Below are 23,830 nucleotides of genomic sequence, written 5' to 3' on the forward strand. Positions count from 1 at the left end.
CGCCCGGTCCACCTCCGCAGCCCCGGCCGCCGCCGGTTTCCCCAGCTCCGGCCTGCCGCCGGTCAGCTCCGGGTCGGCGGGCCGATCAACTGGACCTCGATCGGGGTCGCCGAGAGCAGCGCCCAGCGCAGCGCCCGCCGGTTGATCACGCCCACCATGTCGCCCCGGATCCGGGTCAACCACTCGGCCGAGTCGCCGAGCCCGAGGGCGACCCCGGCCAGCGCCGCCTCGTCCGGCCGCAGCGGTTGCAACACGACCAGGTCGGCGCGGGAGACGGCATCGGTGTCGGCCGGCGTCAGCTCGTCCCGGACCACCAGGTTGGCCTGCCAGCCCGGTCCGGGCTGGGCGTCCGCGGTCACCGGCCCCACGTCCACCACCACCAGCAGCGGATGCAGCGGGGTGCCGGCCGGGCCGCCGACCTGTCGGCCGGGCGGCACGAGCGGGATCGTCTCGCCCGGCGCGCTCACCGCCCGGACGAACGGCTCCCAGGCCCTCGGCCGCGCGGTCTGCACCACCACCCGGGCACCCAGGGCCATCGCCCGCAACGCCACGAGCTGGGCCGCCGCCACCCCGCCGATCAACATCACCCGGGTCGCCTCGGCCCGGAACAGCCGTACGGTCACCGCCGCCCCGTGCCGGTTCGCGCCGATCATCAGCCCGGCCGTGCCGAACGGCAGTTCGAGGACGTCCATCAGGGCGTTCGGCGACTGGGCGGGCGGACCCGTCTGCGCCGTACCGAGCGGCAGGGTGGCGGCGAAGCCGTCGAGGTGCTCGCCGTCGAGCCGTCGACCGGTCGCGTTCTCGGCGGCGAGCAGCCGACGCATCGCCTGCATGGCGGTGGACAGACCGGCCGCGTTCTCGGCGGCCAGCCGTACGGTGAGATCGAGCGGGAGCGGGTCGGTGGCCGCGCCGACCCGCGGACCGGCACTGACCGAGACCGTCGTCGCGGTGGCCGGCAGCGCCAGCAGCCGCGGCACCAGCCGGCGGGCGGTCTCCGATCGGGCGTCCGGCCAGCGCCGCAGCCGGAAGGTCGTCTGCAACAACCCGCCGAGGCGCACCGCCTGCCAGCTTTCCTGGGCCGGTGACGCGCCGTCGTGGTGGGCCAGTTCCCCGAGTACGCCCAGCGCCGCCCGGTCCCCGAGCGGGCGGGCCGGCACCGGGGCGAGTCGACGCCGCACCTTGCGGACGGTGCTGGACAGGGCCCGGCGCAGGTCCGCCTCGGTGAAACCCTCGGCGCGTAGCACCCGGATCGCGAGCAGGGCCCGTTCGTGCCCGAGCAGCCGCCCGTCGGTGAGCTGCCGGTACGACGTCGCCGGGGTGCCGCCACCGGCGCGCAGGGTCGGGGCCGGAGCACCGGTGAGCACGAGTTGGATCCGGATCGGCGGGGTCTGCGCGCCGGCCGCCGGCAGCAGGCTCGCCGGGTTGGGCAGGGACAGGGGCGTGTCGGCGAGCAGCCCGGTCGGATCGCCGAGTTCGAGTACGGCGGTCAGCCCGTACCCGTCGACGATCACCGCCGCGGCGTCGCCGCCGAGTTCGGCCGGGTCCACCCGGGCACCCGGTAGCAGCAGGTCGAGCAGGGCCGCCGGTTCGGCGGTCGGGGCGAGCGCGTGCCGGCGCAGCGCGTAGCGCACACCGATCCGGATCCACTCGAACAGCCACCGGCGGCGCAGCCGCAGCCACGCGGTGAGCACCAGTACGGCGGCGCCGAGCCCGGCGGCGACCATCACCAGTGGACCGCGTCCGGCGGCGGCCAGCAGCAGCGCGACGGCGGCCTGGGCGGCGACGATCTGACCGGCGCGGACACCGAACGGCCGGCGGCGGACCGGGCCGGACGCGGTGGCGCCGCCGACCGGTACGCCCGCCCGTGGGTCGTCGTCGCGCCCGACCGGTCCGGACTCGCCGGACCGGGCCACGTCACCCGCCACACTCACCGTCACGCGATAGCCTCCCGTGCATGGGCCCGCCCCACGGGCGTCCCCCCGCGACACTCCCGCAGGGGGCCTATCGTATGGGCCGGACACACCGGGGAGGGGGCCCGCATGCCGTCTCGGCAGGACCAGTTGCACTCTTACCAGTTCATGGTCCAACGCGTGGTGGCCGCGCTGGTCATGCGGGAGACCGACCCGGCGCAGTCGCCGTTCCGACGGGCGGCCGGGGCGACCCTGGCCAGTGTCCTGATCGCCGCGATCGCGCTCGGCGGGGTCACCGTCTACGGTGCGATCGTCGGCGGTGGCGGCAAGAGCTGGCGTGACCCGGCAGCGGTGATCGTGGAGAAGGAGTCCGGCGCCCGGTACGTCTTCCGCGAGGAGAAGCTGCACCTGGTGCTCAACTACGCGTCCGCCCTGTTGATCGTCGGCGGCGCGCAGCCGAAGACCGTACTGGTGTCGCGTAAGTCGATCGAGGGTGTGCCGCGCGGGAACACGCTCGGCATCAGCGGTGCTCCCGACTCGTTGCCGGCCGCCGACCGGCTCTCCACCGCACCGTGGACGATCTGCTCCACCCTGGTCACCGGCGACGGCCCGGCCGCGCCCCGGTCGGCGCTGCTGGTCGGTGCCGACGTCACCGGGGGTACGCCGCTGGGCGAGCAGGCGGTGCTGGTCCGGCACCCGGACGGTGCCCTGTTCCTGATCTGGCACAACCGCCGGCATCTGATCCGCGACACCGACCTGGTGCTGCCCGCGCTGACCTGGGCCAGCGAGCGGCCGGTGCCGGTGGCGCCAGCACTGCTCAACGCCCTGCCGGCCGGTGCCGACCTGGGTCGGGTGCCGATCGCCGAGCAGGGCCGGCAGTCGCTGCGGGTGGACGGCGCGCGGGTCGGCGAGGTCTTCGTGGTGGAGAGCCAGGGCGGTGGCCGCCAGTACGCGGTGGCCAAGCGCGAGGGTCTGGCCGGGATCACCCAGGTGCAGGCGGACCTGCTGCTCACCGCGGGCCGGCAGGACGACCCGACGCCGATGTCGCAGGGCGAGTACGCGCGGGTCCCGAAGGTGGATCCGCTGGTGTCGCAGGATCCGGGCGCCCCGCCGGCCAACCGCCCGGAGCTGGTGCCGGTGGAGCGCGGCGGGATCTGTGGTCAGGTTCGCGACGACGGCGGGGTGGAGCGGACAGTGGTCGGGGCGGAGCTGCCGGACCTGACCGAGGCGGCGCGGACGGCGGCCCAGTCGGGGCAGGGCGCGGCGCTCGCCGACCACATCCTGGTGGAGCCGGGGCGGGGTGCGGTGGTGGAGGCGGTGGCGGCACCGGGGTTGACCGGTGGGGCGATCTCGGTCATCACCGACCTGGGCCGGCGGCATGCGGTGACGGGCCCGGACGTGCTCGGCATGCTCGGCTTCGGCAACACCAAACCGATGCGCCTGCCGGCCGGTCTGGTGGCGCTGGTGCCGGCCGGCAAGGCGCTGGATCCGGCCGCGGCCCGCTCACCGGCCACCCAGGACTGACCCGTCGGTCAGCGGCCCGTTTTCCACAGGGCGGCGGCAGGGGCTACCGGGCATGGTCGCGGCCCGCTACGGTCAGCGACGGAGTTTGCCGTACCGGCGCGGGTGTGCCGGGTCGATGGGTGAACCGATACCGCCTCGGTGTCCACAGTGGTGACCGGGGGCGCGACGATTGAGGGAGCGGGGTGACGTCCGGGGTGTCCCAGACGCAGGCAGAAGCCGCGGTGATGCAACAGACCGCGAAGAAGTTCGAAGAGGTCGACCAGTCGCTTCAGTCGATGCTCAGCAGTCTGATGAGCGAGCTGGAAGGGCTCCAGCAGACCTGGCGCGGTGCGGGTGGCCGCTCGTTCGAGCAGGTCAAGCAGCAGTGGGCGAACGACCAGGCCAAGCTGGGGCGGGCACTGCGGGAGACGGCCGGTGCGATCCGCACCTCCGGCCAGCAGTACGACGCGTCCGACAGCGAGGCGGCCAGCCGGGTTGCCAACACCAACCGCGGCATCACGCTGCCGCTCTGATCTTCGGGGGAGGACCGATCCGATGAACGATGGCGTACTTGTCGTCAGTTTCACCGCGTTGCAGCAGGCGAGCGCGGACATCCAGCGGGCGCTGAACACGCTCGACTCGCAGCTCGGCCAGCTCGAACGCGACGCCGCACCGCTCGTCGCCACCTGGAGCGGTGAGGCGAAGGAGGCCTACGAGCAGCGGCAGGCGGCCTGGCGCTCGGCCTCGCAGGACCTCAAGGCCATGCTCCGGGACATCAAGATCGCGGTGGACGACTCCGCGGCCGACTACCAGAGCACCGAGAAGAAGAACACCGGCCTGTTCCAGTAGGCGCGGATTGGCGGACCGGCCGGCGTCGCTACCCGCGCCCGGCCGGCTGCCAGCCCCGCCGCGCCCCGCGCGGCAGCACCACGGCCAGGAACAGGGCGAGCGCGACCAGCCCGCCGGCCACCCCGGCCATCCAGAGCGACCGCTCCCCGGCCCGGTCGCGTCGCTGCCGCGCCGCGACGGCCACCGGATCGGCCTGCTCCGCCGGCAGGGCCGCGGCCGTCGGCGCCGCCCCGGCGGGCCTGGTGTCGGTGAGCGCACGGTACGGGTTGAGCACGCCGCTGCCGTACGCGTTGCTGCGCCCTCCGTCCGGTGCCGGATCGGTGCCGGCGACGATCCGGGCGGCCACCTCGGCGGCCGGCAGTCGTGGCTGGTACTGCCGGAGCAGTGCGGCGGTGGCGGCGACGAACGGGGCGGCGTAACTGGTGCCGTCGTGCCGGCTGTGTCCCGGTCCGGCGGTGGCGGCGAGCACCCCGACGCCGGGCGCGACCAGGTCCACCCACGGGCCGGTCTGCGAGAACGGGGCGCGTACGCCGTTCTCGTCGATCGCGCCGACGCCGAGCACCCCGTCGTAGGAGGCGGGGTACGGGCGCGGGTTGCCCTCCTCGGACCGGTTGCCCACGGCGGCGACCACCACCACGTTCCGCCCGATGGCGTAGGCGATCGCGTCGCGTACCGCCGGGTTGTCCTCGTAGAGCACCACGGAGAGGTTGATTACGTCGGCGTCGTGGTCGACCGCCCACCGGATCGCCTGGGCGAATCCCTGCTGGGTGACCGTGCGTTGCTTCTGGTCGTCGTCGAGGTTCTGCTGTTCGCTGACCCGTACGGGCAGGATTTTGGCCTGTGGGGCGAGCCCGCGGAACCGGACGCCGTCGCGCGGGGTGGCCGCGATGATGCTGGCGACGGCGGTGCCGTGGTAGACGCAGTCGTCGGTTCCGTCGCCGCCGGAGTCGAGCAGGTCGGTGCCGTCGGCGACCCGTCCGCGCAGCTGGGGGTGGTCGGCGTCGACCCCGGAGTCGATCACGGCGACGGTGACCCCGGCGCCGGTGGCGAGCGCGGCGAGCCGGTCGGGCGGGTAGCGCCGCTGGGCCCACGGGTCGTCGGCGACGAACTTGGCGGGGGTGGCCCTGGTCTGGCAGTCGGGTGCGGCCCGACGGGTCGCCGGCACCGGCGCGGCGACCGCCGCCGGGGCCCCGACCGACAGCACGATCGCCGCCAGAGCCGCGTACGTGAATGCGAGACGTGATCTCCGGCCCGGCATCGTCCGCCTCCGCCTCCGAAAGTGTGTCGATTTCGCGACCGGATGGTATCTGTGTGCCACCGGGCGCGGCACCCACCGCCGGGCTGACATCGTGATCTTGTTCCAACCTTGTAGGTTGTACGCGATGCCTGTGGCCTCTTCGTGGAAAGGAAGGTGGCCGTGACGGAATGGGAGCCGGCCACCGAGGCCGAGGCGGCAATGCGGGACGCGCTGCGCGCGAATGACCAGGAGCGCTACTTCCGGATTCTCGCCCGCACCGAGCTGCTGTTACCCGTCTCCGCGAACGCGCTGGCCGGGCACGCGCCGATGGGTTGGGGCACCTGGACCACCGGCGGCCGCACCCACGTACTCGCGTTCACCTCCGTCAACGCGTTGCGTGCCTGTCTGGGCGAGAACGCGGGTTCGACCCGGCGGACGCCCTACCACGAGCTGGCCGGTAACTGGCCGAACCTGGAGTGGTGGCTCGCGGTGAACCCCGGCCTGCCGGTCGAGGGTTACCTGCCCGCCTGGTTCGTCTCGCAACTCGCCCGGGGCGATGTCCGGCTGCCGGGCCGCACCATCGGTGCCCGCGCCCGGTTGGAACGGGCCGATAGCGCCGCACGGGCTCGGGCGACGGCGGTCGTGCCGGGTCGCCCGCCGCACGAGCAGGCCACCGAGGCACTGCCGGCGGCACCGGACCCGCAATCAGCCCTTCCGGTACGCCAACCGGCCGCCGAGGCTCCCACCGGCGCTAACGGCGGCCTGCCCGGCCTGCGCCCGGATCCGGGATACGGCGGCTTCGCGCCCGGTTCGGCGTACGACTCGACCGGTGGCACCGGTGCCGGTCACGGCTCCGTCGCTCCCGGCAACGGGCGCGGGGCCTCCGCTCCCGAGGGGCGGCCGGACTTCTTCACCGCCGCACCGCGCCAGCCGAGAGTTCCGCCCGCCGCCCTGGCCGCCCCGCCCCCCGCCGCTGCCGCGGTGACCCAGGAACTCTCCGGCTGGTACGCCGCCGCCGCGAAGTCGACCGGCCAGGCCCACGCGCCGGACCCGGGCACGACGATGCTGCCGGCGATCACGCCCGTCGCCGGCCCGTTCGCCGAGGCCGAGGCGACGATGGCGCTCCCACCGCCGCCGACCGCCCCGATCGACTTCGAGCCCGCACCGGCCGAGCCGCCCACCTTCGCCCACCCCCTGCCGACCCGCCCGGTGCCGGCCGAGTCACCGGTCGAACCGATGCCGACGCAGTACGCCCCCACCGAGTCGACCTTCGGCGACCTGCCCCCGGTTGACCCGGCCTTCGCCGACTTCGCCCCCATCGACGATCCGACCACCGACTACGCCCCGGTCGAGTCGGCCGCGCCGAGCGCCGACTACGCCCCGGCTGTCGCCGACTACAGCCCGGCTGTCGCCGACTACAGCCCGACCGAGCCGGCGACCGGGGAATATGCCCTGGTCACGGAGCAGGCGGCGGATTCGGACTACTCGTCGGTGGCGGCGCCGTACTCGGACGTGGTGCCGGTGGAGCCGGAGCCGGTCACGCCCACCCCGGCCCTGCCGCCGGACTTCACCCCGGCGAACGAGGTCGAGGAGAGTCTGCTCAACGCCGCCGGTGACGGCAGCACGGACACCTTCCTCTCCACGTTGCTGCTGGCCAGGGTGCTGTTGCCGGTCTCGGCCGCCGCCGTACCGGGCAGTCGACCCGGTGACGAGGGGTTCGTCTGGAACACCGAGCGGATGGACGGCGAGACGTACGTCGTGGTGTTCACCTCGCCGGAGCGGATCGCGGACCACCTGGTGATCCCGATCGACACGGTCAGCGTCAAGTTCGTGCAGGTGATCCGCAGGTGGCCGGACAAGGAGTGGTCGTTCGCGGTGAACCCCGGCACCCCGGTCGGCGCCAAACTGCCCGGTTCGCAGATCGTGGCGCTGGCCAACTGGGCGGCCGAGGTCGGGCTCGGGGACGACACCGGGGCGATCGAGCCGACGGCGTCCCCGGTCGAGGAGACGCCCCGCTCGACGTACGCGCCGGCGCAGGAGGATCCGGGTCGGCCGACGATGATGCAGAAGACCATCGCCCCGAGCCAGGTCATCTACTATCTCGAACGCGGCTACGACCGGGTCTCCGGTTTCGTACACCGCGCCCCCGAGGTGGCGCACCTCAACACCCCGGCCAAGCTGCACGCCGCGCTCGGGCTCGGCTACGCCGGCTCGCCGTTCGCCCGTGACGCCGACGAGATCTACGTGCTGCGCTGGCCGGCGTACCGGCCGAGTCTCTACCGGATCCCGTACGGCGGCCAGAGCGAGTCCGCGATGCGGGCGATGGAGGGCTGGGTGATCGAGCGCCCGCCGTTCCGGGGCAACGGCTTCGCCCCCGGCGAGAGCAGTGACGTGGTGGCGGAGTTCAAGGTGGACAGTGCACGGCTGCCGCACGGCGCCGAGCTGTGGCGGCTCGGCTCGGACGGCAGCGAAACTCTCGTCGCCACCTTCGACAGCGACGCGCCGAGCTGGCAGCAGGTGGAGGCACCGTGATGCGCGACGGGTACGTCGCCCGCTGGCGCGACCGGGAATACGAGGTCAGCCCGGACCACGACGAGATCCGGCTCTACCAGACCGCACCGGCCGACGGCTTCACCGAGGTCCGACCGGGTCGGTTCGTCCGGGTGGTGCCGGCCACCGAGGTCGAGGAGCTGGCGTACGTGCGTACGACCTGCTGGTGGAAGGGTGAGCCGTTCATCGTGCTCGCCGAACACGACACCTGGCTGCGGGTGGAGTACACCGGCGGGCGCTGGCCGATCGCCGAGGCGATGGGCCTGGAGGCGTTCGACTTCGGTGTCTACCAGGGCTGGGCCCCCGCCGCCGAGGTGACCGACCTGCGCGAACAACGCGCCTGATGGCGATCGTGTCCGGTTCGCTGCAACACCATGCCGGCGTGCTGCTGGTCGACCCGTCCGGCGCGTTGCTGATGCAACTGCGTGACGGCCACGCTCCTCGCCATCCCAACCTGTGGGGTATCCCCGGTGGACTCGTCGAGCCGGGCGAGACGCCCGAGCAGGCGGCCCACCGGGAGTTGCTGGAGGAGACCGGTCTGCGGGTCGACGGCGGGTTGGAGTTGTTCTGGCACGGGCCGGCGCCCAACGACGACGGCTACTGGTACACCTTCTACGCACCCACCCTGGCCCGGCAGGACGAGGTGGTCCTCGGTGAGGGCGCCGCGATGGTGTTCCTGTCCCCGGCCGATCTCCTCGACCGGCAGATGCCGCTCGGCGTCGCCAACGTCGTACGCCGCTTCCTCGCCTCACCCCAGTACGGCGCCCTTCTCCGCTAGCACTCCGGCAGGAGACCCGTCTCAGGGTTCGGTGAGGGCTTGTCGGGGGGCCAGGGCCGCGGCGAAGCGCGTCGCGACGGCCGCGACGGTGGCACGCAGCTCATCTCCGCCCTCGACGCGGAAGTCGAACGGCACGGTCGCCAGCCACTCCTGCGCGTACATGGCCGGATTGCTGGTGCTGCCGACGAGCACACACCCGTCCTCCAATGGGTGGAGCTGTCCCATGGGAGGACGGATCCAGGGCGCCACCTCGGCCGGTGGGGCGTGGAACACGACGCGGGTGGGGAACTCCCAGCCGGTGCCGAGGTTTTCCTCCAGCGCCGCCACCGGGTCGAGGTCGTTGGGCGGCTCGAACTCGTGCGTGGTCTGCCCGACCGCACGGACCCGGTCGACTCGGTAGGTGCGGATCGCGTCCGCGCGGTGGGAATGGCACAGCAGGTACCAGCGCCCGTGGCGGGCCACGACCGCCCAGGGGTCCACTTCGGCCTCCCACTCGCTGTTGGTCTCGCTCCGGTAGGTGATCAGCACCCGGCGTCTGGCCGCGATGGCGGCGACGAGTGCGCCGGTGGTGGCGGGATCGGGGCGGGCGGAGTGCCGGTCGGGCGTGGCCGAGGCGTGCTCGCGTAGCGCGGCTGCCTGTCGTCCGACGTTTTCGGGCAGCGCCTGGATGACCTTGCCGAGGGCAGCTCCGACAAGATCGTCGACGTCGGTGGCGGCGGGCTGGCCGTCGAGCACCGCCATGACCAACCCCAGTGCCTCGGCCTGGGTGAACACGATCGGAGGCAACCTCGTGCCACGCCGGAGCCGGTACCCGCCGTGCGGCCCACGGGTCGACTCGACCTGGATGCCGGCCTCCCGGAGGATCCCGATGTAGCGGCGGGCGGCACGCTCCGTCACGCCCAGTGACTCGGCGAGCTGGTCGGCCGTCGCGCCGGGGCGGGCCTGGAGGATCTCCAGGGCGCGCAGGGCCCGTGCGGTGGGACTGAGGTGACTCGGCACCCGAGCAGGCTAGGCGATCATCCGATGAACCGGAAGCAGATCGTCCGCAATTGGCGGTAGCTTGACGTGTTGGTGCACCGCCGTGAAATGACCGCACAGGAAAAGGAGAATTGATCATGGAGGTCCTGCTCATCGCGGGCCTGTGGCTCGACGGATCCGTCTGGGACGATGTCGCGTCCACACTTCGGTCGCTCGGCCACAACCCGGTGCCGCTGACCCTGCCCGGTCAGGGCGATGGATCGACTTCCGCCACGCTCGACGACCAGGTGGCGGCCGTGCTCGCCGCCGTGGACTCAGCCGCAGGCAGGCCCATGGTGGTCGGGCACTCGGCAGCCTGCACCCTGGCCTGGTTGGCCGTCGACGCGCGACCGGAGAAGATCTCCAAGGCCGTCCTCATCGGTGGCTTCCCGGCCGACGACGGGAAGCCCTACGCCGCCTTCTTCGAGCTGCGGGACGGCGCCATGCCCTTCCCCGGCTGGGCCCCCTTCGAGGGACCGGACTCGGTTGACCTCGACGAGGAGGCCAGGCGCGCCATCGAGGCCACCGCGATCCCCGTTCCTGAAGGCGTGGCCACGGGCGTCGTGCGGCTGACGGACGAGCGACGCTTCGATGTGCCGGTCGTACTCGTGTGTCCCGAGTTCACCCCTGCCCAGGCCAAGAAGTGGATCGACGCCGGCGACGCCGCCGAACTCGCGAAGGTCACGCACCTCGACTTCGTCGACATCGACTCCGGCCACTGGCCCATGCACACCAGGCCGACCGAACTCGCCCGCCTCCTCGCTACAGCGGCCGACGCGGCCTGACAGGACAGCGCGGCCGATCTGCCTGGCGGTGTCATGGCGATCGGCGTGGGCATGGCCCGGTGGCCGTTCAACGAGCCGCGTGGAACTCCCGCCTGGCGCGTCGGCCGAGGTACGCCGTCGCCAGGCCACTGATCACGCCGAACATGGCGAGGATCACGATGGGCAGCCAGGTGGTGTCGGTCAGCTCGTGATCGGCGGCGAAGATCACGGCGGTGAAGACCGCCGCGGCGAGGATCAGCAGCGTGACGATCGCGCAGAGGATCGTCACCGCGACGGCCACCCACGCACCGGCCCGCGCTCGGTGCCCTGAAGCGAATCGTCCAGTTGCCATACAAGCAGCATAACGACGCTTCCCTATCGGCCGTCAATGCGCGCTTGTGCCCGCTCGACCAGCGAGGCGTAGTCACAGGCTTGGGCGATCTCCAGTGCCGCGCGGGCCGGCGCCGGTGAGGTTGCTGCCGAGGACGAGCGCACGGGCGAGGTCGAGCAGTATCGCGATGTCGATCTCCAATGCCTCGGCGATTTCGGTGATGATCGAGAGCTTGATCCAATCGACGGTCGCCGCGCTCAACTTCTCCAGCCAGCCTTTCGACGTACCGATTCGATCGGCGAGAATCTGGAGGGTCAACTTCCGCCGCGTACGCCAGTGGTTCACCCAGCGCCCGATCGGTAACCCCTCCACCGGTCACGTCGACGGGTCGCGCCGGACCCGGCCGGAGACCCCGGCGGCGAAGAACTCCGCCGGCCCGAGCCTGTTCACGGCCTCGAACCGGCCTCGGTTGCGCTGCCGCCGCCGGGTGCCCGGAGCCGGCGGAAGGTCGGGCGTCATCTCTCCCGGAGACCCGTCGGGATTGGTGGGCCGTTCGTGAGAATCAAACATTGCGAATCTTCCTTCCTCTGTGGAGGCGCCGCACCGGTGGTGCGTGCACGGATGGAGAGGGCACGGTAAGCCATGCAGTCCCTTGCAGGACTTTGTCGATAACTCCAGGCGTTCTGCTGATGACACTGTGGCGTGACAGGGCTTAGTCTCGTGAGTCATTCGGGCCACCGGGGCGGTGTTGCCAGATCGGAAAGGCCCGCATGGGTGGGCGTGAATAGTTGATCTCAAGTTTTGGGGGAAGCAGAATGGCTGAGATACCGGGTCCACTCGCTGAATTCATCGTTGGGGAGCTGCGTCGCGGGCGGGATGCCGCCCGGATGACCCAGGAGGCGTTCGGCAAGGTCGCCGGCTTCAGTGCGTCGCACGTGAGCGCTGTCGAGAACGGCACCCGGGCACTGACCATGGACTTCGTTCGCGGCGGCGATCGGGCCCTACGCACCGGGGGCGTCTACGAGCGGCTGGTCCGCAGGTTCGGTGCCCCGGAGTGGTTCCAGCCCTGGCTGGAGGCCGAGCAGTCGGCGATCCAGCTTCGGATCTTCCAGCCGAACCTGATTCCGGGGCTGCTCCAGACGGCCGACTACGCCCGCGCGGTGCTGCGCCTCGATCCCCGACTGACCGACGACGAGCTCGAACAGCGGGTGGCCTCGCGGATCGAACGGCAGGCGATCCTGCTGCGCGAGCCCGTTCCGCAGCTCATCGCGGTGATCGACGAGTCGGTGGTCCGGCGGGTCGGCGAGGCGTACCAAAAAATTATGATCGAGCAGTTGGTGCACCTGCTGGCCTGCGCGGAGCGGCCCAACATCAGCGTCCACATCCTGCCGCTCGACCTGGTCCTCCACGCCGGACTGTCGGGACCGTTTTCCCTTGCCGGGCTGCCCGAGGGCACCTGGGTCGGCGACCTCGAAAGCCAGCTCGGCGGCAACGTGGTGCATCGGCAGGCGCAGCTCGATATTCTCTTCGAGCGGTGGGAGAGTGTGCGTAGCGAGGCGCTGTCACGACGGCAGTCGCTGGACCTGATCAAGGAAGTGGTGAAGCCATGGATCTGACCGGCGCCACCTGGCGTAAGTCCACTCGCAGCGGCACCAGCGGCGGCGAGTGCGTCGAGGTCGCGGACAACCTGCCCGGTGTCGTGGCCGTGCGGGACAGCAAGGACCCGTCGGGCCAGGCCCTGAGCTTCGCTCCCGAGTCGTGGCGCGCGTTCGTCGCCTTGACCAAGCAGCGCTAGTCGTCGTCAGGTGGGCGCCCGACCCGCTGGGCGTCCACCATGGCGGCGGCTGAGGCCAAGGCTGTCCGGAGGCGATCGAAGGGCGAAGCACTACGACGCTTGACCTACCCGGAATTCACTCGTCTTGTTCCGACCTGGCGAGGGCCTGGGACGGCAAGGATGCGATCTTCGCGGCAAGGTGCTCCGCCTCGGGGTCGTCAAGGGTCGTGAGCAGTTCGTGGGCGAGTTGCCAGCTGGAGCGCGCCTCGGCGAGTTGGTCTGTCGCGAGGTAGGAGGACCCGATGTCGCGCAGTGCGAGGCTGAGGTGCCTTTGGTCTTTGAGCTCCTTGAAAATCTCGATGGCCGGCTTGAAGTCTTCGACCGCCTGAAGGTGTTGGTTCTGCGCGGCGTGCACCAGGCCGATCCGGTACGACACCATGCCGGGGATCCAAGGGTTCGTAATCCGCCGGCACACCTCAAGCGCTTCGCCGTACATGCTGAGCGCCTCGTCCAGGCGGCCGAGGCCGCTGAGTCCGTTACCGATGCTCAGCAGGCTCATTGCCTCGCCGCGGGTCTCGCCGATTGACCGGAAGACCCTCAAGGCATCCTCGAAGAACGACGTCGCCTCGGCAAAATTGCCCCGATCCTCCTGTACGAGCCCGCTGCCGCGCAGGGCGAAACCCTCGGTCCACCTGTCATGCGCGTCCCGACTGGCGGCAGCCGAACTCAGGTACGTCGACAACGCATCCTCCAGGCGCCCGCAGAACCAGTACGCGTCACCCAGCAGCATCAACACGAAGCCCTGAGCGGCCCTGTCGTGAAGACGCGTCGTCGCAGCCGCCGCCTTCTCGTGACTGACTATCCAATCGGTCCTATAGGACAGTCGCTCCAAAAAGGCCATGCAGGAGACTGCGATCTTCCACAGCAGATCGTCGAAGCCGAGATCCTCGGCCGTATTGATCGCATCCATGAGATTCGCATGCTGACTCTCGCACCACTTGACCGCCGAAGCCTGATCGGCGAAGACAGGAAGCGTGGTCACGTCTCGCCCGAACTCGACCTGGGCGAAGAGCCGGCCCTGCGGCAGGATGGTCCGATAGCTCTCGTAGGCCGCAGCGAAGAACCAGTCGAGCAGGCGGCGGCTGGCGGCCAGGCGTTGCGCCTCGGACTCCTCGTGCTCGAAACGCTCAATGGCGTACGCGCGGAGCAGATCGTGGATCCGGAACCTGTCGGTCTCGGCCCGAGTCAGCAGGTGGATGTCGGCAAGTGCGCCAAGGCTCTTACGCGCCTCGGCGACCGAGATCTGTGCCAGCGCGGCGACCGCGTGAGTTCCGATATCTGGAGCGGTGTGAGCGCCCAGCAGTCGGAACACGCGGGCGGTCTCCGTGGACAGCGCCTGGTAGGACCACGAGAACACCGCACGCATCTCGGACAGGTCGTCATCTACGGTGAACCCGTCGAGCCTCCTGCGATGTGCGGCCAACTGGGCTGCGAGCTCGCGCAACGTCATACCCGGTTCTGCGGTGGCTTTGTCGGCGACTATGCGTAGGGCGAGCGGAAGGTATGAACACTGCTCGGCGAGAGCCCTCGCGCCGTTGGGGTCGGCCTCGACACGATCCTGACCAAGAATCTCCTCCAGTAGGGCAACTGCCTCGCCCGGCGCAAGCGCCTCAAGAACCAATGACCGGTAGAGCGCTGCCTGCTCATCGACGTTCGCCGGAATGCGGGGAGCGGGAACATCCAGTGCCCGCAGGAAAGATTCGAGGACCTGTTGAGGAGAGACAGGAAGCCCGGCATCGTAGCCACGCAGATTGACGAAGAGATCGCCGTCCGGGAATCTGTGCCGCGCACGGTGGGCCCAGTACACGGCCAAGGCGGTCTTTCCTACACCTGCGGGCCCGGAGAGTGCAGATATGACGATCGCGGAGTTCTCGGAGCCGGGCGCCCGAAGCGATTGCTCCAGTGCGGCGTCCAGCCTGTGCAGGTCGAGCTTGCGGTTGACGAAGCTAGGCACCGATGACGGTAGCTGCCGTGGGCGCGGAAAGCCTGGCTTGCGGGGTGCCTGTAGGTTGATGGTGCCGGTTAGGCTGCCGGCTTGGATGACGGTGTCGGCCTGTCCGGAGAAGTCATTCCTCAAGGTTCGTGCGACTTCCGATCCGGTGCTGAAGTCAGTCATCGTTCAAGACCTTGCTGCTGCCGAGTTCACTCCGGAACATGGCGCGTAGGCTGACCACGATCCCGCCCAGACAGCCCGATTCACTGCTGGATGGTTGCGGATAGGTAGGCCCGGTAGGGAAGCGCGTGCTGCCACGCTGTGTCGCGGGCCGACACGTAGGGTCCTACCTTTGCCGACTCGGTGACGGGCTCGATACTGCTGAAACGATCGTTGTCGTCAAAATTCAAGATAAGAACCGTCGTAGCGTCGAAGAGCCAAAAGTCTTCGTTCGGCAAGTCGAGCTCTCTTGCAATGTCTCTCGGGAGGTAGCGAATGTCTTCGCCTGCCTCGATGTTGTGTGGCGTGACGGACAGCTCGAAGCGCAGAAAATCACTGGGAGGCTTGTCGATGACGCGCACCCTCTCGATCCGTTTGCCGGCGGCGGTCTTCTTCCGGGCGCCATCGAGCCAGTCGCTCAGCCAGTCGATTCCCGGATCCCCGCCGTCAAGAAACGTCTGGAAGGCGGCGTCCTCGGAGGGGACGCCGTACGACCTTCGGACTTCCAATCTGAAGGCGCTGGTCCGGAAGTGCTCCATGAGAAAGTCGAATGATGTCTGGTCTTCCACTTCACTCCCTGCCAAGAAAGCTGCTCAACAACTCTCGGGGTACGCGAACGACGCCCTCGCCCTGCGGTACGGTGCCGATCTCGTCCATGGTGCCGGAGTCTTCGACGATGAATCCTTGGACCAGAAAGTCCCCGGATTCGGTCTCGTAGAGGGTGGGGCAGGTCCCCCCGTTGCATCCGGTAGTGTTGAGGATCTTCAAGGTCACGGACAGCTCCTCAGTTGAGGCCCAATCTCTTCGTCAACAAATCGTTACCGCACTGCGGCTGCCGACGTCAAGACTTCGTCTTCTGATTACGCATGTCGATGAATTTGGACCGCTGGACCGAATGACCTGGTGAAAACACGGGGGTCAGGACTTGGCCCAGCGGAGGATTTCGCCGAGGACCAGGTCCGGCGCCTCCAGGTGGGGGAAGTGACCGACCCCGTCCAACAATCGCCACTCGTACGGGGCGGTCACGTACCGGCCGGAGCCCTGGGCGGTGCGGGGCAGCACGCCCCGGTCCAGTGCGCCGTGCAACTGGAGAGTCGGGGTGACCAGCGGCTCCTGCATCAGCCGGACGAACCGGTAGCCCTGCAACCGCAGCACCGAACGGAACGCCCAGCGGTAACCCTCCAGCGCGCAGAAGGCCGCCTGCGGGATCCGCATCGCCTCCCGACAGCGGTCCGCGTACGCCTCGAACGAGTCACTGGAGACCCACCGCTCGCCGCCCCAGCGGCGCAGGAAGTGGCCGACCAGGGCCGCGTTGTCCTTCGTCAGCACGTGCTCGTAGCGGGGGAGCTGGAACTTCAGCGTCGGCGTCGCGGCCCGGAACTGCCCGCGCGGGTCGGCGAAGACGGCCGTACGCAGCCGCAGCGGGTGCGGTGCGCCGAGCACCACCAGCCGGCGGACCAGACCCGGGTGGAAAGCGGCGGTGGTCCAGCCGACCATGCCCCCGAAACCGGCACCTACGACCACGGCGGAACGTTCACCGAGCCCCCTGATCAGGCCGGCGACGTCGGCGGCGAGCGTGTAGCCGTCGTACCCCCGGGGTGGCTTGTCGCTCGCGCCGTAACCGCGCAGATCCACCGCGACCGCCCGGTAGCCGGCGTCCGCCACGGCGGGCAGCATCTCGTGCCAGGCCCACCAGAACTCGGGAAAACCGTGCAGGAAGAGCACCAGCGGGCCGCTGCCCGCCTCGACCACGTGGAACCTGCTGCCGTTGGCGCCGACGAAGCGATGCGTCCAGGGGCCGTCCACCAGCACACGGGATTCGTCGACGACCGGCTGCCGGCCACCGCCTCGCTGATCGCTCATCCGCACAGCCTAGGCCCCCGACCAGCGCCTGCGTCCCGTACGGCGGCACAGATCAGGGGATCGTCGGGGATGTCACGGAAATGGCGTCGAATTTTCCGGTGAACGTCTTCGCCGGATGCGGATATCGTGCGGGGCATGATTTCCGCTGACGACGGAACCTTCGCCCACCTGCCCGTTCCCGTGATCCGGGTGCAGGGCACCCCCGAGCAATGCGGCTTCGAGTACGGCGTCGCAGCCCGCTCGCTCATCGCCGCGAACCTGGACCTCTACCTGCGCCGGTTCCGGGTCGAGGCGGGACTCGACCTGGCCGCCGTGCGCGCGGCGGGTGAGGCGTTCCGGCGTACGACCGAGCAGTTCCACCCACGGGTGGCGCAGATGCTCGACGGGGTGGCCGAGGGCGCCGGGGTCGGGGTGGGCGAGATCTACGCGCTCAACGCCCGCACCGAGCTGATCTACGGGAGCACCACGGCGGCCGGTCCGGCGGCAGCGGTACCGGTGGACGGGCGGGACGGTGGTTGCACCGTGGCCGGGGTGCTGGGCACCCACACCGCCAGCGGCAACCTGCTGCTCGGGCAGAACTGGGACTGGCATCCGGACCAGCGCGAGGCGATGGTGCTGCTCGCCACCCGCGACGAGCGGGGGCTGACCGTGCTCGCGCTGGCCGAGGCGGGCATGCTCGCCAAGACCGGGCTCAACTCGGCCGGCGTCGGGGTCTGCGTCAACATGCTCGGCTGCGACCGCGACGGCCTGCCCACCGACGGTACGCCGCCCGGCGTGCCGTACCACGTGCTGCTGCGGGCGGCGCTGGAGGCGGACACCCTGGCCGGGGCGTTCAAGGCGGCGATGCGGGGCACCCGGAACAGTTCCATCAACCTGCTGCTCGGGCAGGCCGGCGAGGCCGGTGGCGAGCTCATCGACCTGGAACTCGTACCCGGTGACGCGGGCTGGCTGCACCCGGCCGACGGTCTGCTGACGCACGCCAACCACCTGGAGTCCGGGGTACGGGTGCACGACACCATGAAGGACTACGGCGGCTCGTCGATGTTCCGCTCGGCGCGGGCCCGGCGACTGCTCGCGCCCGCCGCCCAGGCGCGGAAGGTGACCGAGGAAGACCTCGCCGACCTCTTCGGCGACCACGCGAGTTTCCCGCACGCCATCTGCCGGCACGTGGACGAGCGGGACGCGCTCGCGGACCGGTCCGAAACCGTCTACTCGGTCCTGCTCGACCTGGACGACCTGCGGCTGGGCATCGCCTCCGGCCCGCCGTGCGGCCACGAGTACGGCTGGCTCAGCCTCACCCGCTGACGTCCTGGGCTTCACCCGCTGACGTCCTGAGCAGTGAGAAGGGCCGGTGCCGCAGTACGCGGCACCGGCCCTTCTGTTCTTACCTGTTCTCGGGTGTCAGCCTCTCGGCGTGCTCACCTTGATCAGGCTGGTGCCGATCGGCAGACCGAGCTCCAGCACAACCTCGATCTTGGTGCCGGTGCCGGCGACCTTGACCGAGTGAGCCGGGTTCGCCGCGGACCAGTAGCGGTTCGGGTCCGAGTCGTCGAACGTCGGGACGCCCGGCTTCGACGGGATCGCCAACGGAACGCCGAGCCGGTGCAGGGTCAACGCGTCGGTCTTCTGCCGACCGAAGGTCGCGTCGAACGGCTGCCGCCGGTTGGCCAGCAGACACAGCCCCTGCGGGTTGTACGCCGTCACGGCGCAGGTGCCCGGCCAGGCGATCGGCGTCGGCCGTGCGTCGACCGGCAACACCAGACCCCGGCCCGGGTGGGACGAGGTGTTGTTGTCCTCCTGGCTGTAGTCGACCTGCCAGATCAACAGGCCGTCCTGGTACGGGAACCGCTCGACCCAGTCCGGCTTCGTGTTGGTGAAGCCGTAGTTGTACGGGCCGACCTTGAGCCCCTTGTCGTACCCGACGTACTGCCGGTTCTCCGCGATGTAGAAGCGCGGCACCTGCTCGTCCACGGTGCCGCCGAAGCGGCTCCAGCCGGCGGGCGTCCAGCCGTTGTCACCCGACTCGACGTCGTCGCTCCACGCCACCGCGCCGTTCTTCAACAGCTTGATGTCGTCGAGGAAGGCACCGGCCAGGTGGTAACCGCCGTCGGAGTAGTAACGGAACCGGAACTTGACGTTCTGACCCACGTACGGCGTCAGGTCCCAGCTCAGGTCCTGCCAGCCGCCGGAGTTACCGTCGATCCGGTTACCGACCTGGAGCCACTTCTGCCCACCGTCGACCGACACCTGGGCGAAGAGGAAGTCGTAGCCCTCCTCGATGTCGTACCAGCCCTTGGTGGTCACCGCGGCCGTGGTGGCGCCGGTCAGGTCGAGGTCCCTGGTCAGCTTGATGTCCAGGTCGTCGGCGCTGCCGGTCCACCACTCGTTCTGGCCGGAGGTGGGGGTGTTGTACTCGATGTACTTCCGGGCGGTGGGCAGGTTGACCACCACGGCCTGGGGCAGCAGACCGTCGTTGTCACCCGCTGGGCCGAGAATGTGGTACTTCGTCCCCTCGCCCTGGTTGACCACCTTGTAGTCGAGCCAGCCGAGGAACAGCTTCTCCCACGGGCCCATGTAGCCCGGGTTGGAGCCGATGTTGTCGCCGCCCTTGCTCAGCCAGGACCCACCGCTCATCAGCGACCAGAATCCGGTGCCGTTCTCGGTACGGTTGGTGGTGTCGTACAGGTCCGGCAGACCGAGGTCGTGGCCGAACTCGTGCGCGAACACACCCAGGCCACCGTTCTCCGGCTCGGTGGTGTAGTCACCGATCCAGATTCCGGAGTCGCCCAGCGGCACCCCGCCCCGCTCGTTGTACGACGGGCCGGTGTCGCCCATCCGGGTCGGGTACGCGTACCAGCGGTGCGACCAGATCGCGTCCTCACCCTGGGCACCGCCGCCGGCCTCTTCACCCTCACCGGCGTGGATCGCCTGGAAGTGGTCGATGTAGCCGTCCGGCTCGTTGAAGTTGCCGTCGCCGTCGAAGTCGTACCGGTCCCAGATGTCGAACTGCTTCAGGTACTCGGTGATCTGGGCCTTGGTCTTGCCGGCCGCGAGCTGCGAGTCGTACCACGCCTGCGCGGTGTCCTCGACGAACGGCCAGTAGACCTCGCCCTCGCTCTCCACGACGTTGTTGCTGCCGTAGCGCGCCTCGTTGTACGGCACGGTGACCCAGTCGCTGACGTCGCCACCGACGGTGTACTTGCCCCCGGACTGGTCCAGGTAGAAGGAGGCCATCGACTCCTTCGTCTTGGAGTACATCAGGTCCAGGTAGCTCTGGCGGTTGAAGTTCTCCTGCCAGAGCGTGGTGTTGTTGTCGGTGGCGTCCCCGTTCCAGACCCGGTCCGGTTCTTCGATCTGGTTGTGCGTGGGGCCGGCACCGCCGCCGTACAGCGGGTCCACCTGGTCGCCGAACTCCACCAGGATCGAGAAGATCGGGTCGACCTTGGCCGGCTTCTTCTTCACCTCGACCCAGCGGTTGCCCTTGACCTTGACGACCTCGGAGCCGTTGCGCTGCTGCGGTGCCGACTTGCCGGAGAGCAGGTCGGCGATCGCCTCGCGGCGCAGGGCGTCCTGCTGGTCACCGAGCGGGTGGGGCAGGTTGTCCTCGCGGTGCGACGCCGTGGGGTCCTGATCGGCGTTGGTAACCCGTGCGGACGACGTGGGCGACGGCTTGGGGGCGCCGTACGCCGGAACGGAAACGAAACCAGCCGCCAGGACGGCTGCGGCAACGCTTGCCATGCCTGCGGTGACATCTCTCCTCAAAGGGTCCTCCTCCCTTCGTGGAATGTGACAGGAACTCGGCACAGGGCGCGACACCTGTCACTCATGATCGTGACTACCTTTGCAGATCGATGCACCGATGTCACGGGTCACAGATAGAAGGTGCTGCGATGTTTACCCGGACTCAGGCCAGGTGGGGCAAGCGTCGGAATTCTCAGCGACGTGGAATCGGCCGACTTGACAGCGACCGCTTCCGATGGTCGGTGAATCGGAGTCACGGGCACGGAAATGGGCGCGGCTCCTTCGGGAGCCGCGCCCATCAGGTCGTCTGTGTCGCCGATCAGTCCTCGTCGGACTTCCCGGACTGTAGCCCGGAGGAAATCATTTCCATTACCGACGAGTCCTGGAGCGTGGTGACGTCACCGAGAGATCGGTTCTCGGCCACGTCCCGCAACAACCGCCGCATGATTTTGCCGGACCGGGTCTTCGGCAACTCGGGTACGAGCATGATCTGTCGCGGCTTCGCGATCGGCCCGAGCGTACGGGCGACGTGGTTGCGCAGCTCGGTGATGAGCGCCTCGCCGGCCTCGCCCGCGGTGTCGACGTTGCCGCGCGGGATGGTGAACGCGACGATCGCCTGCCCGGTGGTCGGGTCGGTGGCACCGACGACCGCCGCCTCGGCCACCGACGGGTGCGAGACGAGCGCCGACTCGACCTCGGTGGTGGAGATGTTGTGCCCGGACACCAGCATCACGTCGTCCACCCGGCCGAGCAGCCACAGGTGCCCGTCGTCGTCCTTCTTCGCCCCGTCACCGGCGAAGTACATGCCCTGGAACCGGGACCAGTACGTGTCGATGAAGCGCTCGTCGTCGCCCCAGATGGTGCGCAGCATCGACGGCCACGGCTCGCGCAGCACCAGGTAGCCACCGCCGCCGTTCGGCACCGACTCGCCCTGGTCGTCGACGACGTCGGCGCTGATGCCCGGCAGCGGCGACATCGCGCTGCCCGGCTTGGTGTTGGTCACCCCCGGCAGCGGGGAGATCATGATGGCGCCGGTCTCGGTCTGCCACCAGGTGTCCACGATCGGGGCCCGGTCCCGGCCGACGTGCTCCCGGTACCACATCCACGCCTCGGGGTTGATCGGCTCACCGACGCTGCCGAGCACCCGCAGCGACGACAGGTCGTAACCCTGCGGGATGTCGTCGCCCCACTTCATCATGGTGCGGATCAGGGTCGGCGCGGTGTAGAGGATGCTCACGCCGTACCTGTCGACGATCTCCCAGAACCGGCCCTTGTGCGGGGTGTCCGGGGTGCCCTCGTACATGACCTGGGTGGCGCCGTTGGCCAGGGGGCCGTACACGATGTAGGAGTGCCCGGTGACCCAGCCGATGTCGGCGGTGCACCAGTAGACGTCCGTCTCCGGCTTCAGGTCGAACACCGCGTGATGGGTGTACGCCGCCTGGGTCAGGTAACCGCCGGTGGTGTGCAGGATGCCCTTCGGGCGGGCGGTCGTACCGCTGGTGTAGAGGATGAACAGCGGGTGCTCGGCGTCGAACGCGGCGGCGGTGTGCTCGGCCGACGCGGTTTCCACCGTCTCGTGCCACCAGTGGTCCCGGTCGGTCCAGGCCACCTCCTGGCCGGTCCGCCGGACCACCAGCACGTGCTCGATGGTCGGGGAGGCGGCGACCGCCTCGTCCACGGTCGGCTTGAGCGCCGACGGCTTGCCGCGCCGGTAGCCACCGTCGGCGGTGATCACCACCTTGGCGCTGGCGTCCTGGATCCGGTTGCTCAACGCATCGGCGGAGAAGCCGCCGAAGACGACGCTGTGGGTCGCGCCGATCCGGGCGCAGGCCAGCATCGCGACCGCGGCCTCCGGGATCATCGGCAGGTAGATCGCCACCCGGTCACCGGCGGTGACGCCCAGGTCGGTCAGGGCGTTGGCCGCCCGGCAGGTCAGCTCGTGCAGGTCGGCGTAGGTGAGGGTGCGGGTGTCGCCGGGCTCGCCCTCCCAGTGGATGGCGACCTTGTCGCCGCGACCGGCGGCCACGTGCCGATCGAGGCAGTTGTAGGCGACGTTCAGTTCCCCACCGACGAACCACTTCGCGAACGGCGGGTTCGACCAGTCCAGGATCTCGTCCCACGGCTTGGCCCAGTCCAGCCGGCTGGCCTGCTGCGCCCAGAAGGCGAGCCGGTCGTCGGCGGCCTCGGCGTACGCGGCGGCGGTGACATTGGCGGCGGCGGCCAGCTCCGCCGGGGGCGGGAACTCCCGCGTCTCCTGCAACAGGTTCGCCAGGGTCTCGCTCATGCGCGGTGCTCGCTCATCTGTTCGCTCATCGGTGGGGCTCCTCGGGGTCAGCGTGAGATGCGTCTCGGTAGGAGGTTAACGGCGCCCTCACCGGTGGTGCGAGCGCTGGCCGGGTCGCCGGGTCGTCCGGCGCGCCGAGTGAACGCCGTCGCGCGCCGGCCGGTCCACCGACCCGCGCGGGAGCCGGTGTGCGCGGGTCGATCCCCCGGTCGCGGGCGGTGCGCCGGCTGCCGCCACCGGCCGCCCGGCGGGTCGCTAGCGTGAGGGTCGTGACCACCGACCCGCTCGCCCCGCTGCTCACCCTCGCCGACGTCGGGCCCGCCGTCGACCGGGCCCGCGAGCGGGTCGACCAGGCCCTGCGACACCGCGCGCTGCGCCGGCACGGTGGCCGGGTCGCGGCCGAGATCAGCCTCCGGTCCGCGGTGGCCAGCGCCGCGCTTGAGGGGTACGAGCACGAGCGCGAAGCCGTACGCGGCGGCACCGTCACCGACCCGGTGCTCCAGGGCGCGCTGCGGGTCGCCGGGGCGCTGCCCGGCCTCGCCGACCTGTGGACCCGGGCGCCCCGGCAGGTGCTGGCCCGGCTGCACGTGCTCGCCGCCCGGGACGTGCTGCCGGAGCACGAACTCGGCCGACCGGTCGCCGACCCGTCGACCGGCGCCCGGCTGGACGGCCTGGCCGGGCTGCTGACCGGCGGGACGAGGGTGGATCCGCTGGTGCTGGCCGCCGTGGTGCACGGCGAACTGCTCGCCCTGCGCCCGTTCGCCGGCCCGTCCGGGGTGGTCGCCCGAGCCGCCGCCCGGCTGACCCTGCTCGCCAGCGGATTCGACCCGCGCGGCCTGGTGGCGGTCGACGTGGGCCACCATGACCGGTCCCCCGAGTACGTCGGCGCCGCCGGGGCGTTCGCGACCGGCACGCCGGACGGGGTGCGTTCCTGGCTGCGGCACTGCGCGACGGCGGTGGAGATCGGTGCCGAGCAGATCGGCCTGGTCGGCGACGAGGTGCTCGCCGCCGCCTGAA

23 protein-coding genes are annotated in these 23,830 nt (G+C 70.2%); 11 read left to right on the forward strand and 12 right to left on the reverse strand.

Going from position 1 to position 23,830, the window contains the following annotated elements; genetic code table 11:
- Positions 1 to 62: 62 nt before the first annotated feature.
- Positions 63 to 1,937 (reverse strand): type VII secretion protein EccE, encoded by a 1,875-nt coding sequence (gene eccE, locus OG792_RS01255; RefSeq protein WP_329106527.1) that lies wholly within the window; start codon positions 1,935 to 1,937, stop codon positions 63 to 65.
- Between the two features lie 102 nt (positions 1,938 to 2,039).
- Here eccE and eccB point away from each other — a divergent pair, with 102 nt between their 5' ends.
- The 3 genes from eccB to OG792_RS01270 all read left to right on the forward strand — a co-directional run bounded on the left by eccB (position 2,040) and on the right by OG792_RS01270 (position 4,262).
- A complete protein-coding gene (eccB, locus tag OG792_RS01260) occupies positions 2,040 to 3,434 on the forward strand; it encodes a type VII secretion protein EccB (protein ID WP_329106529.1) in 1,395 nt (464 codons plus the stop codon).
- Between the two features lie 194 nt (positions 3,435 to 3,628).
- Entirely contained in the window at positions 3,629 to 3,946 is a 318-nt protein-coding gene (locus OG792_RS01265) for a WXG100 family type VII secretion target (RefSeq protein ID WP_329106531.1), read from the forward strand.
- Between the two features lie 22 nt (positions 3,947 to 3,968).
- The gene (locus OG792_RS01270; protein WP_329106533.1) at positions 3,969 to 4,262 is read left to right on the forward strand and encodes a WXG100 family type VII secretion target; all 294 of its coding nucleotides are present in this window, start codon (positions 3,969 to 3,971) and stop codon (positions 4,260 to 4,262) included.
- A gap of 28 nt (positions 4,263 to 4,290) precedes the next feature.
- Here the strand turns inward: OG792_RS01270 and mycP are convergent, their stop codons facing one another.
- Positions 4,291 to 5,520 carry a type VII secretion-associated serine protease mycosin gene (mycP, locus tag OG792_RS01275; RefSeq protein WP_329106535.1) on the reverse strand — a complete coding sequence of 410 codons (1,230 nt, stop codon included), beginning with the start codon at positions 5,518 to 5,520 and terminating at the stop codon, positions 4,291 to 4,293.
- Positions 5,521 to 5,679: 159 nt separating this feature from the next.
- On the opposite strand from mycP, the gene OG792_RS01280 reads away from it, so the two are divergent.
- The 3 genes from OG792_RS01280 to OG792_RS01290 are packed head-to-tail and all read left to right on the forward strand — an operon-like array spanning position 5,680 to position 8,827.
- Complete coding sequence (locus OG792_RS01280; protein ID WP_329106538.1) at positions 5,680 to 8,031, forward strand: SseB family protein; 2,352 nt, start codon at positions 5,680 to 5,682, stop codon at positions 8,029 to 8,031.
- The gene (locus tag OG792_RS01285) at positions 8,028 to 8,393 is read left to right on the forward strand and encodes a hypothetical protein (protein WP_329106539.1); all 366 of its coding nucleotides are present in this window, start codon (positions 8,028 to 8,030) and stop codon (positions 8,391 to 8,393) included. The genes OG792_RS01280 and OG792_RS01285 overlap by 4 nt, the downstream gene beginning before the upstream one ends.
- Positions 8,393 to 8,827 (forward strand): NUDIX hydrolase, encoded by a 435-nt coding sequence (locus tag OG792_RS01290; RefSeq protein ID WP_329106541.1) that lies wholly within the window; start codon positions 8,393 to 8,395, stop codon positions 8,825 to 8,827. The genes OG792_RS01285 and OG792_RS01290 overlap by 1 nt, the downstream gene beginning before the upstream one ends.
- Positions 8,828 to 8,848: 21 nt before the next feature.
- Here OG792_RS01290 and OG792_RS01295 read toward each other — a convergent pair whose 3' ends face one another.
- Positions 8,849 to 9,826, reverse strand: a complete 978-nt coding sequence (locus OG792_RS01295; RefSeq protein ID WP_329106543.1) for a helix-turn-helix transcriptional regulator — start codon at positions 9,824 to 9,826, stop codon at positions 8,849 to 8,851.
- Positions 9,827 to 9,942: 116 nt separating this feature from the next.
- On the opposite strand from OG792_RS01295, the gene OG792_RS01300 reads away from it, so the two are divergent.
- On the forward strand, positions 9,943 to 10,629 hold the full coding sequence (locus OG792_RS01300) for an alpha/beta fold hydrolase (RefSeq protein ID WP_329106545.1): 687 nt from the start codon (positions 9,943 to 9,945) through the stop codon (positions 10,627 to 10,629).
- Positions 10,630 to 10,696: 67 nt separating this feature from the next.
- On the opposite strand, the gene OG792_RS01305 is transcribed toward OG792_RS01300, so the two are convergent.
- The 3 genes from OG792_RS01305 to OG792_RS01315 form a co-directional block, all read right to left on the reverse strand.
- Positions 10,697 to 10,960, reverse strand: coding sequence for a hypothetical protein (locus OG792_RS01305; RefSeq protein WP_329106547.1), 264 nt, complete (start codon positions 10,958 to 10,960; stop codon positions 10,697 to 10,699).
- A gap of 72 nt (positions 10,961 to 11,032) precedes the next feature.
- Entirely contained in the window at positions 11,033 to 11,257 is a 225-nt protein-coding gene (locus OG792_RS01310; protein WP_329106549.1) for a hypothetical protein, read from the reverse strand.
- 57 nt (positions 11,258 to 11,314) lie between these two features.
- Positions 11,315 to 11,458 (reverse strand): hypothetical protein, encoded by a 144-nt coding sequence (locus tag OG792_RS01315; RefSeq protein ID WP_329106551.1) that lies wholly within the window; start codon positions 11,456 to 11,458, stop codon positions 11,315 to 11,317.
- A 296-nt stretch (positions 11,459 to 11,754) separates the two neighbouring features.
- On the opposite strand from OG792_RS01315, the gene OG792_RS01320 reads away from it, so the two are divergent.
- Together OG792_RS01320 and OG792_RS01325 are read left to right on the forward strand one after the other, a co-directional pair.
- Positions 11,755 to 12,555 (forward strand): helix-turn-helix domain-containing protein, encoded by an 801-nt coding sequence (locus tag OG792_RS01320; protein WP_329106553.1) that lies wholly within the window; start codon positions 11,755 to 11,757, stop codon positions 12,553 to 12,555.
- Entirely contained in the window at positions 12,546 to 12,734 is a 189-nt protein-coding gene (locus tag OG792_RS01325; protein ID WP_329106555.1) for a DUF397 domain-containing protein, read from the forward strand. The genes OG792_RS01320 and OG792_RS01325 overlap by 10 nt, the downstream gene beginning before the upstream one ends.
- Positions 12,735 to 12,849: 115 nt before the next feature.
- On the opposite strand, the gene OG792_RS01330 is transcribed toward OG792_RS01325, so the two are convergent.
- The 4 genes from OG792_RS01330 to OG792_RS01345 all read right to left on the reverse strand — a co-directional run bounded on the left by OG792_RS01330 (position 12,850) and on the right by OG792_RS01345 (position 16,788).
- The gene (locus OG792_RS01330; RefSeq protein ID WP_329106557.1) at positions 12,850 to 14,889 is read right to left on the reverse strand and encodes a tetratricopeptide repeat protein; all 2,040 of its coding nucleotides are present in this window, start codon (positions 14,887 to 14,889) and stop codon (positions 12,850 to 12,852) included.
- An 80-nt stretch (positions 14,890 to 14,969) separates the two neighbouring features.
- On the reverse strand, positions 14,970 to 15,494 hold the full coding sequence (locus tag OG792_RS01335) for a DUF6879 family protein (protein WP_329106558.1): 525 nt from the start codon (positions 15,492 to 15,494) through the stop codon (positions 14,970 to 14,972).
- Position 15,495: 1 nt separating this feature from the next.
- On the reverse strand, positions 15,496 to 15,699 hold the full coding sequence (locus OG792_RS01340; protein WP_329106560.1) for a hypothetical protein: 204 nt from the start codon (positions 15,697 to 15,699) through the stop codon (positions 15,496 to 15,498).
- Between the two features lie 144 nt (positions 15,700 to 15,843).
- Positions 15,844 to 16,788, reverse strand: coding sequence for an alpha/beta fold hydrolase (locus OG792_RS01345; protein WP_329106561.1), 945 nt, complete (start codon positions 16,786 to 16,788; stop codon positions 15,844 to 15,846).
- A 135-nt stretch (positions 16,789 to 16,923) separates the two neighbouring features.
- Between OG792_RS01345 and OG792_RS01350 the strand changes: the two genes are divergently transcribed.
- Positions 16,924 to 18,093, forward strand: coding sequence for a C45 family peptidase (locus tag OG792_RS01350; protein ID WP_329106563.1), 1,170 nt, complete (start codon positions 16,924 to 16,926; stop codon positions 18,091 to 18,093).
- Between the two features lie 96 nt (positions 18,094 to 18,189).
- Here the strand turns inward: OG792_RS01350 and OG792_RS01355 are convergent, their stop codons facing one another.
- Both OG792_RS01355 and acs read right to left on the reverse strand, forming a co-directional pair.
- On the reverse strand, positions 18,190 to 20,526 hold the full coding sequence (locus tag OG792_RS01355; RefSeq protein ID WP_329106564.1) for an immune inhibitor A domain-containing protein: 2,337 nt from the start codon (positions 20,524 to 20,526) through the stop codon (positions 18,190 to 18,192).
- Between the two features lie 322 nt (positions 20,527 to 20,848).
- The gene (acs, locus tag OG792_RS01360) at positions 20,849 to 22,813 is read right to left on the reverse strand and encodes an acetate--CoA ligase (RefSeq protein WP_329106566.1); all 1,965 of its coding nucleotides are present in this window, start codon (positions 22,811 to 22,813) and stop codon (positions 20,849 to 20,851) included.
- Positions 22,814 to 23,082: 269 nt separating this feature from the next.
- Here acs and OG792_RS01365 point away from each other — a divergent pair, with 269 nt between their 5' ends.
- Positions 23,083 to 23,829: an oxidoreductase gene (locus tag OG792_RS01365; RefSeq protein WP_329106568.1), complete on the forward strand. Its 747-nt coding sequence runs from the start codon at positions 23,083 to 23,085 to the stop codon at positions 23,827 to 23,829.
- Position 23,830 lies beyond the last annotated feature (1 nt).

Origin of the sequence: Micromonospora sp. NBC_01699, from assembly GCF_036250065.1 — a bacterium.
GTDB lineage: Bacteria > Actinomycetota > Actinomycetes > Mycobacteriales > Micromonosporaceae > Micromonospora_G.

What these genes read in the sequence shown, in the direction of transcription:
- OG792_RS01290 (WP_329106541.1), top strand. Translation starts at nt 8,393, where the DNA reads ATGGCGATCGTGTCCGGTTCGCTGCAACACCATGCCGGCGTGCTGCTG.
- mycP (WP_329106535.1), bottom strand. Translation starts at nt 5,520, where the DNA reads ATGCCGGGCCGGAGATCACGTCTCGCATTCACGTACGCGGCTCTGGCG.
- OG792_RS01330 (WP_329106557.1), bottom strand. Translation starts at nt 14,889, where the DNA reads ATGACTGACTTCAGCACCGGATCGGAAGTCGCACGAACCTTGAGGAAT.
- OG792_RS01345 (WP_329106561.1), bottom strand. Translation starts at nt 16,788, where the DNA reads ATGAGCGATCAGCGAGGCGGTGGCCGGCAGCCGGTCGTCGACGAATCC.
- acs (WP_329106566.1), bottom strand. Translation starts at nt 22,813, where the DNA reads ATGAGCGAGACCCTGGCGAACCTGTTGCAGGAGACGCGGGAGTTCCCG.
- eccB (WP_329106529.1), top strand. Translation starts at nt 2,040, where the DNA reads ATGCCGTCTCGGCAGGACCAGTTGCACTCTTACCAGTTCATGGTCCAA.
- OG792_RS01355 (WP_329106564.1), bottom strand. Translation starts at nt 20,526, where the DNA reads ATGGCAAGCGTTGCCGCAGCCGTCCTGGCGGCTGGTTTCGTTTCCGTT.
- OG792_RS01300 (WP_329106545.1), top strand. Translation starts at nt 9,943, where the DNA reads ATGGAGGTCCTGCTCATCGCGGGCCTGTGGCTCGACGGATCCGTCTGG.
- OG792_RS01320 (WP_329106553.1), top strand. Translation starts at nt 11,755, where the DNA reads ATGGCTGAGATACCGGGTCCACTCGCTGAATTCATCGTTGGGGAGCTG.
- OG792_RS01315 (WP_329106551.1), bottom strand. Translation starts at nt 11,458, where the DNA reads ATGACGCCCGACCTTCCGCCGGCTCCGGGCACCCGGCGGCGGCAGCGC.
- OG792_RS01305 (WP_329106547.1), bottom strand. Translation starts at nt 10,960, where the DNA reads ATGGCAACTGGACGATTCGCTTCAGGGCACCGAGCGCGGGCCGGTGCG.
- OG792_RS01325 (WP_329106555.1), top strand. Translation starts at nt 12,546, where the DNA reads ATGGATCTGACCGGCGCCACCTGGCGTAAGTCCACTCGCAGCGGCACC.
- OG792_RS01350 (WP_329106563.1), top strand. Translation starts at nt 16,924, where the DNA reads ATGATTTCCGCTGACGACGGAACCTTCGCCCACCTGCCCGTTCCCGTG.
- OG792_RS01270 (WP_329106533.1), top strand. Translation starts at nt 3,969, where the DNA reads ATGAACGATGGCGTACTTGTCGTCAGTTTCACCGCGTTGCAGCAGGCG.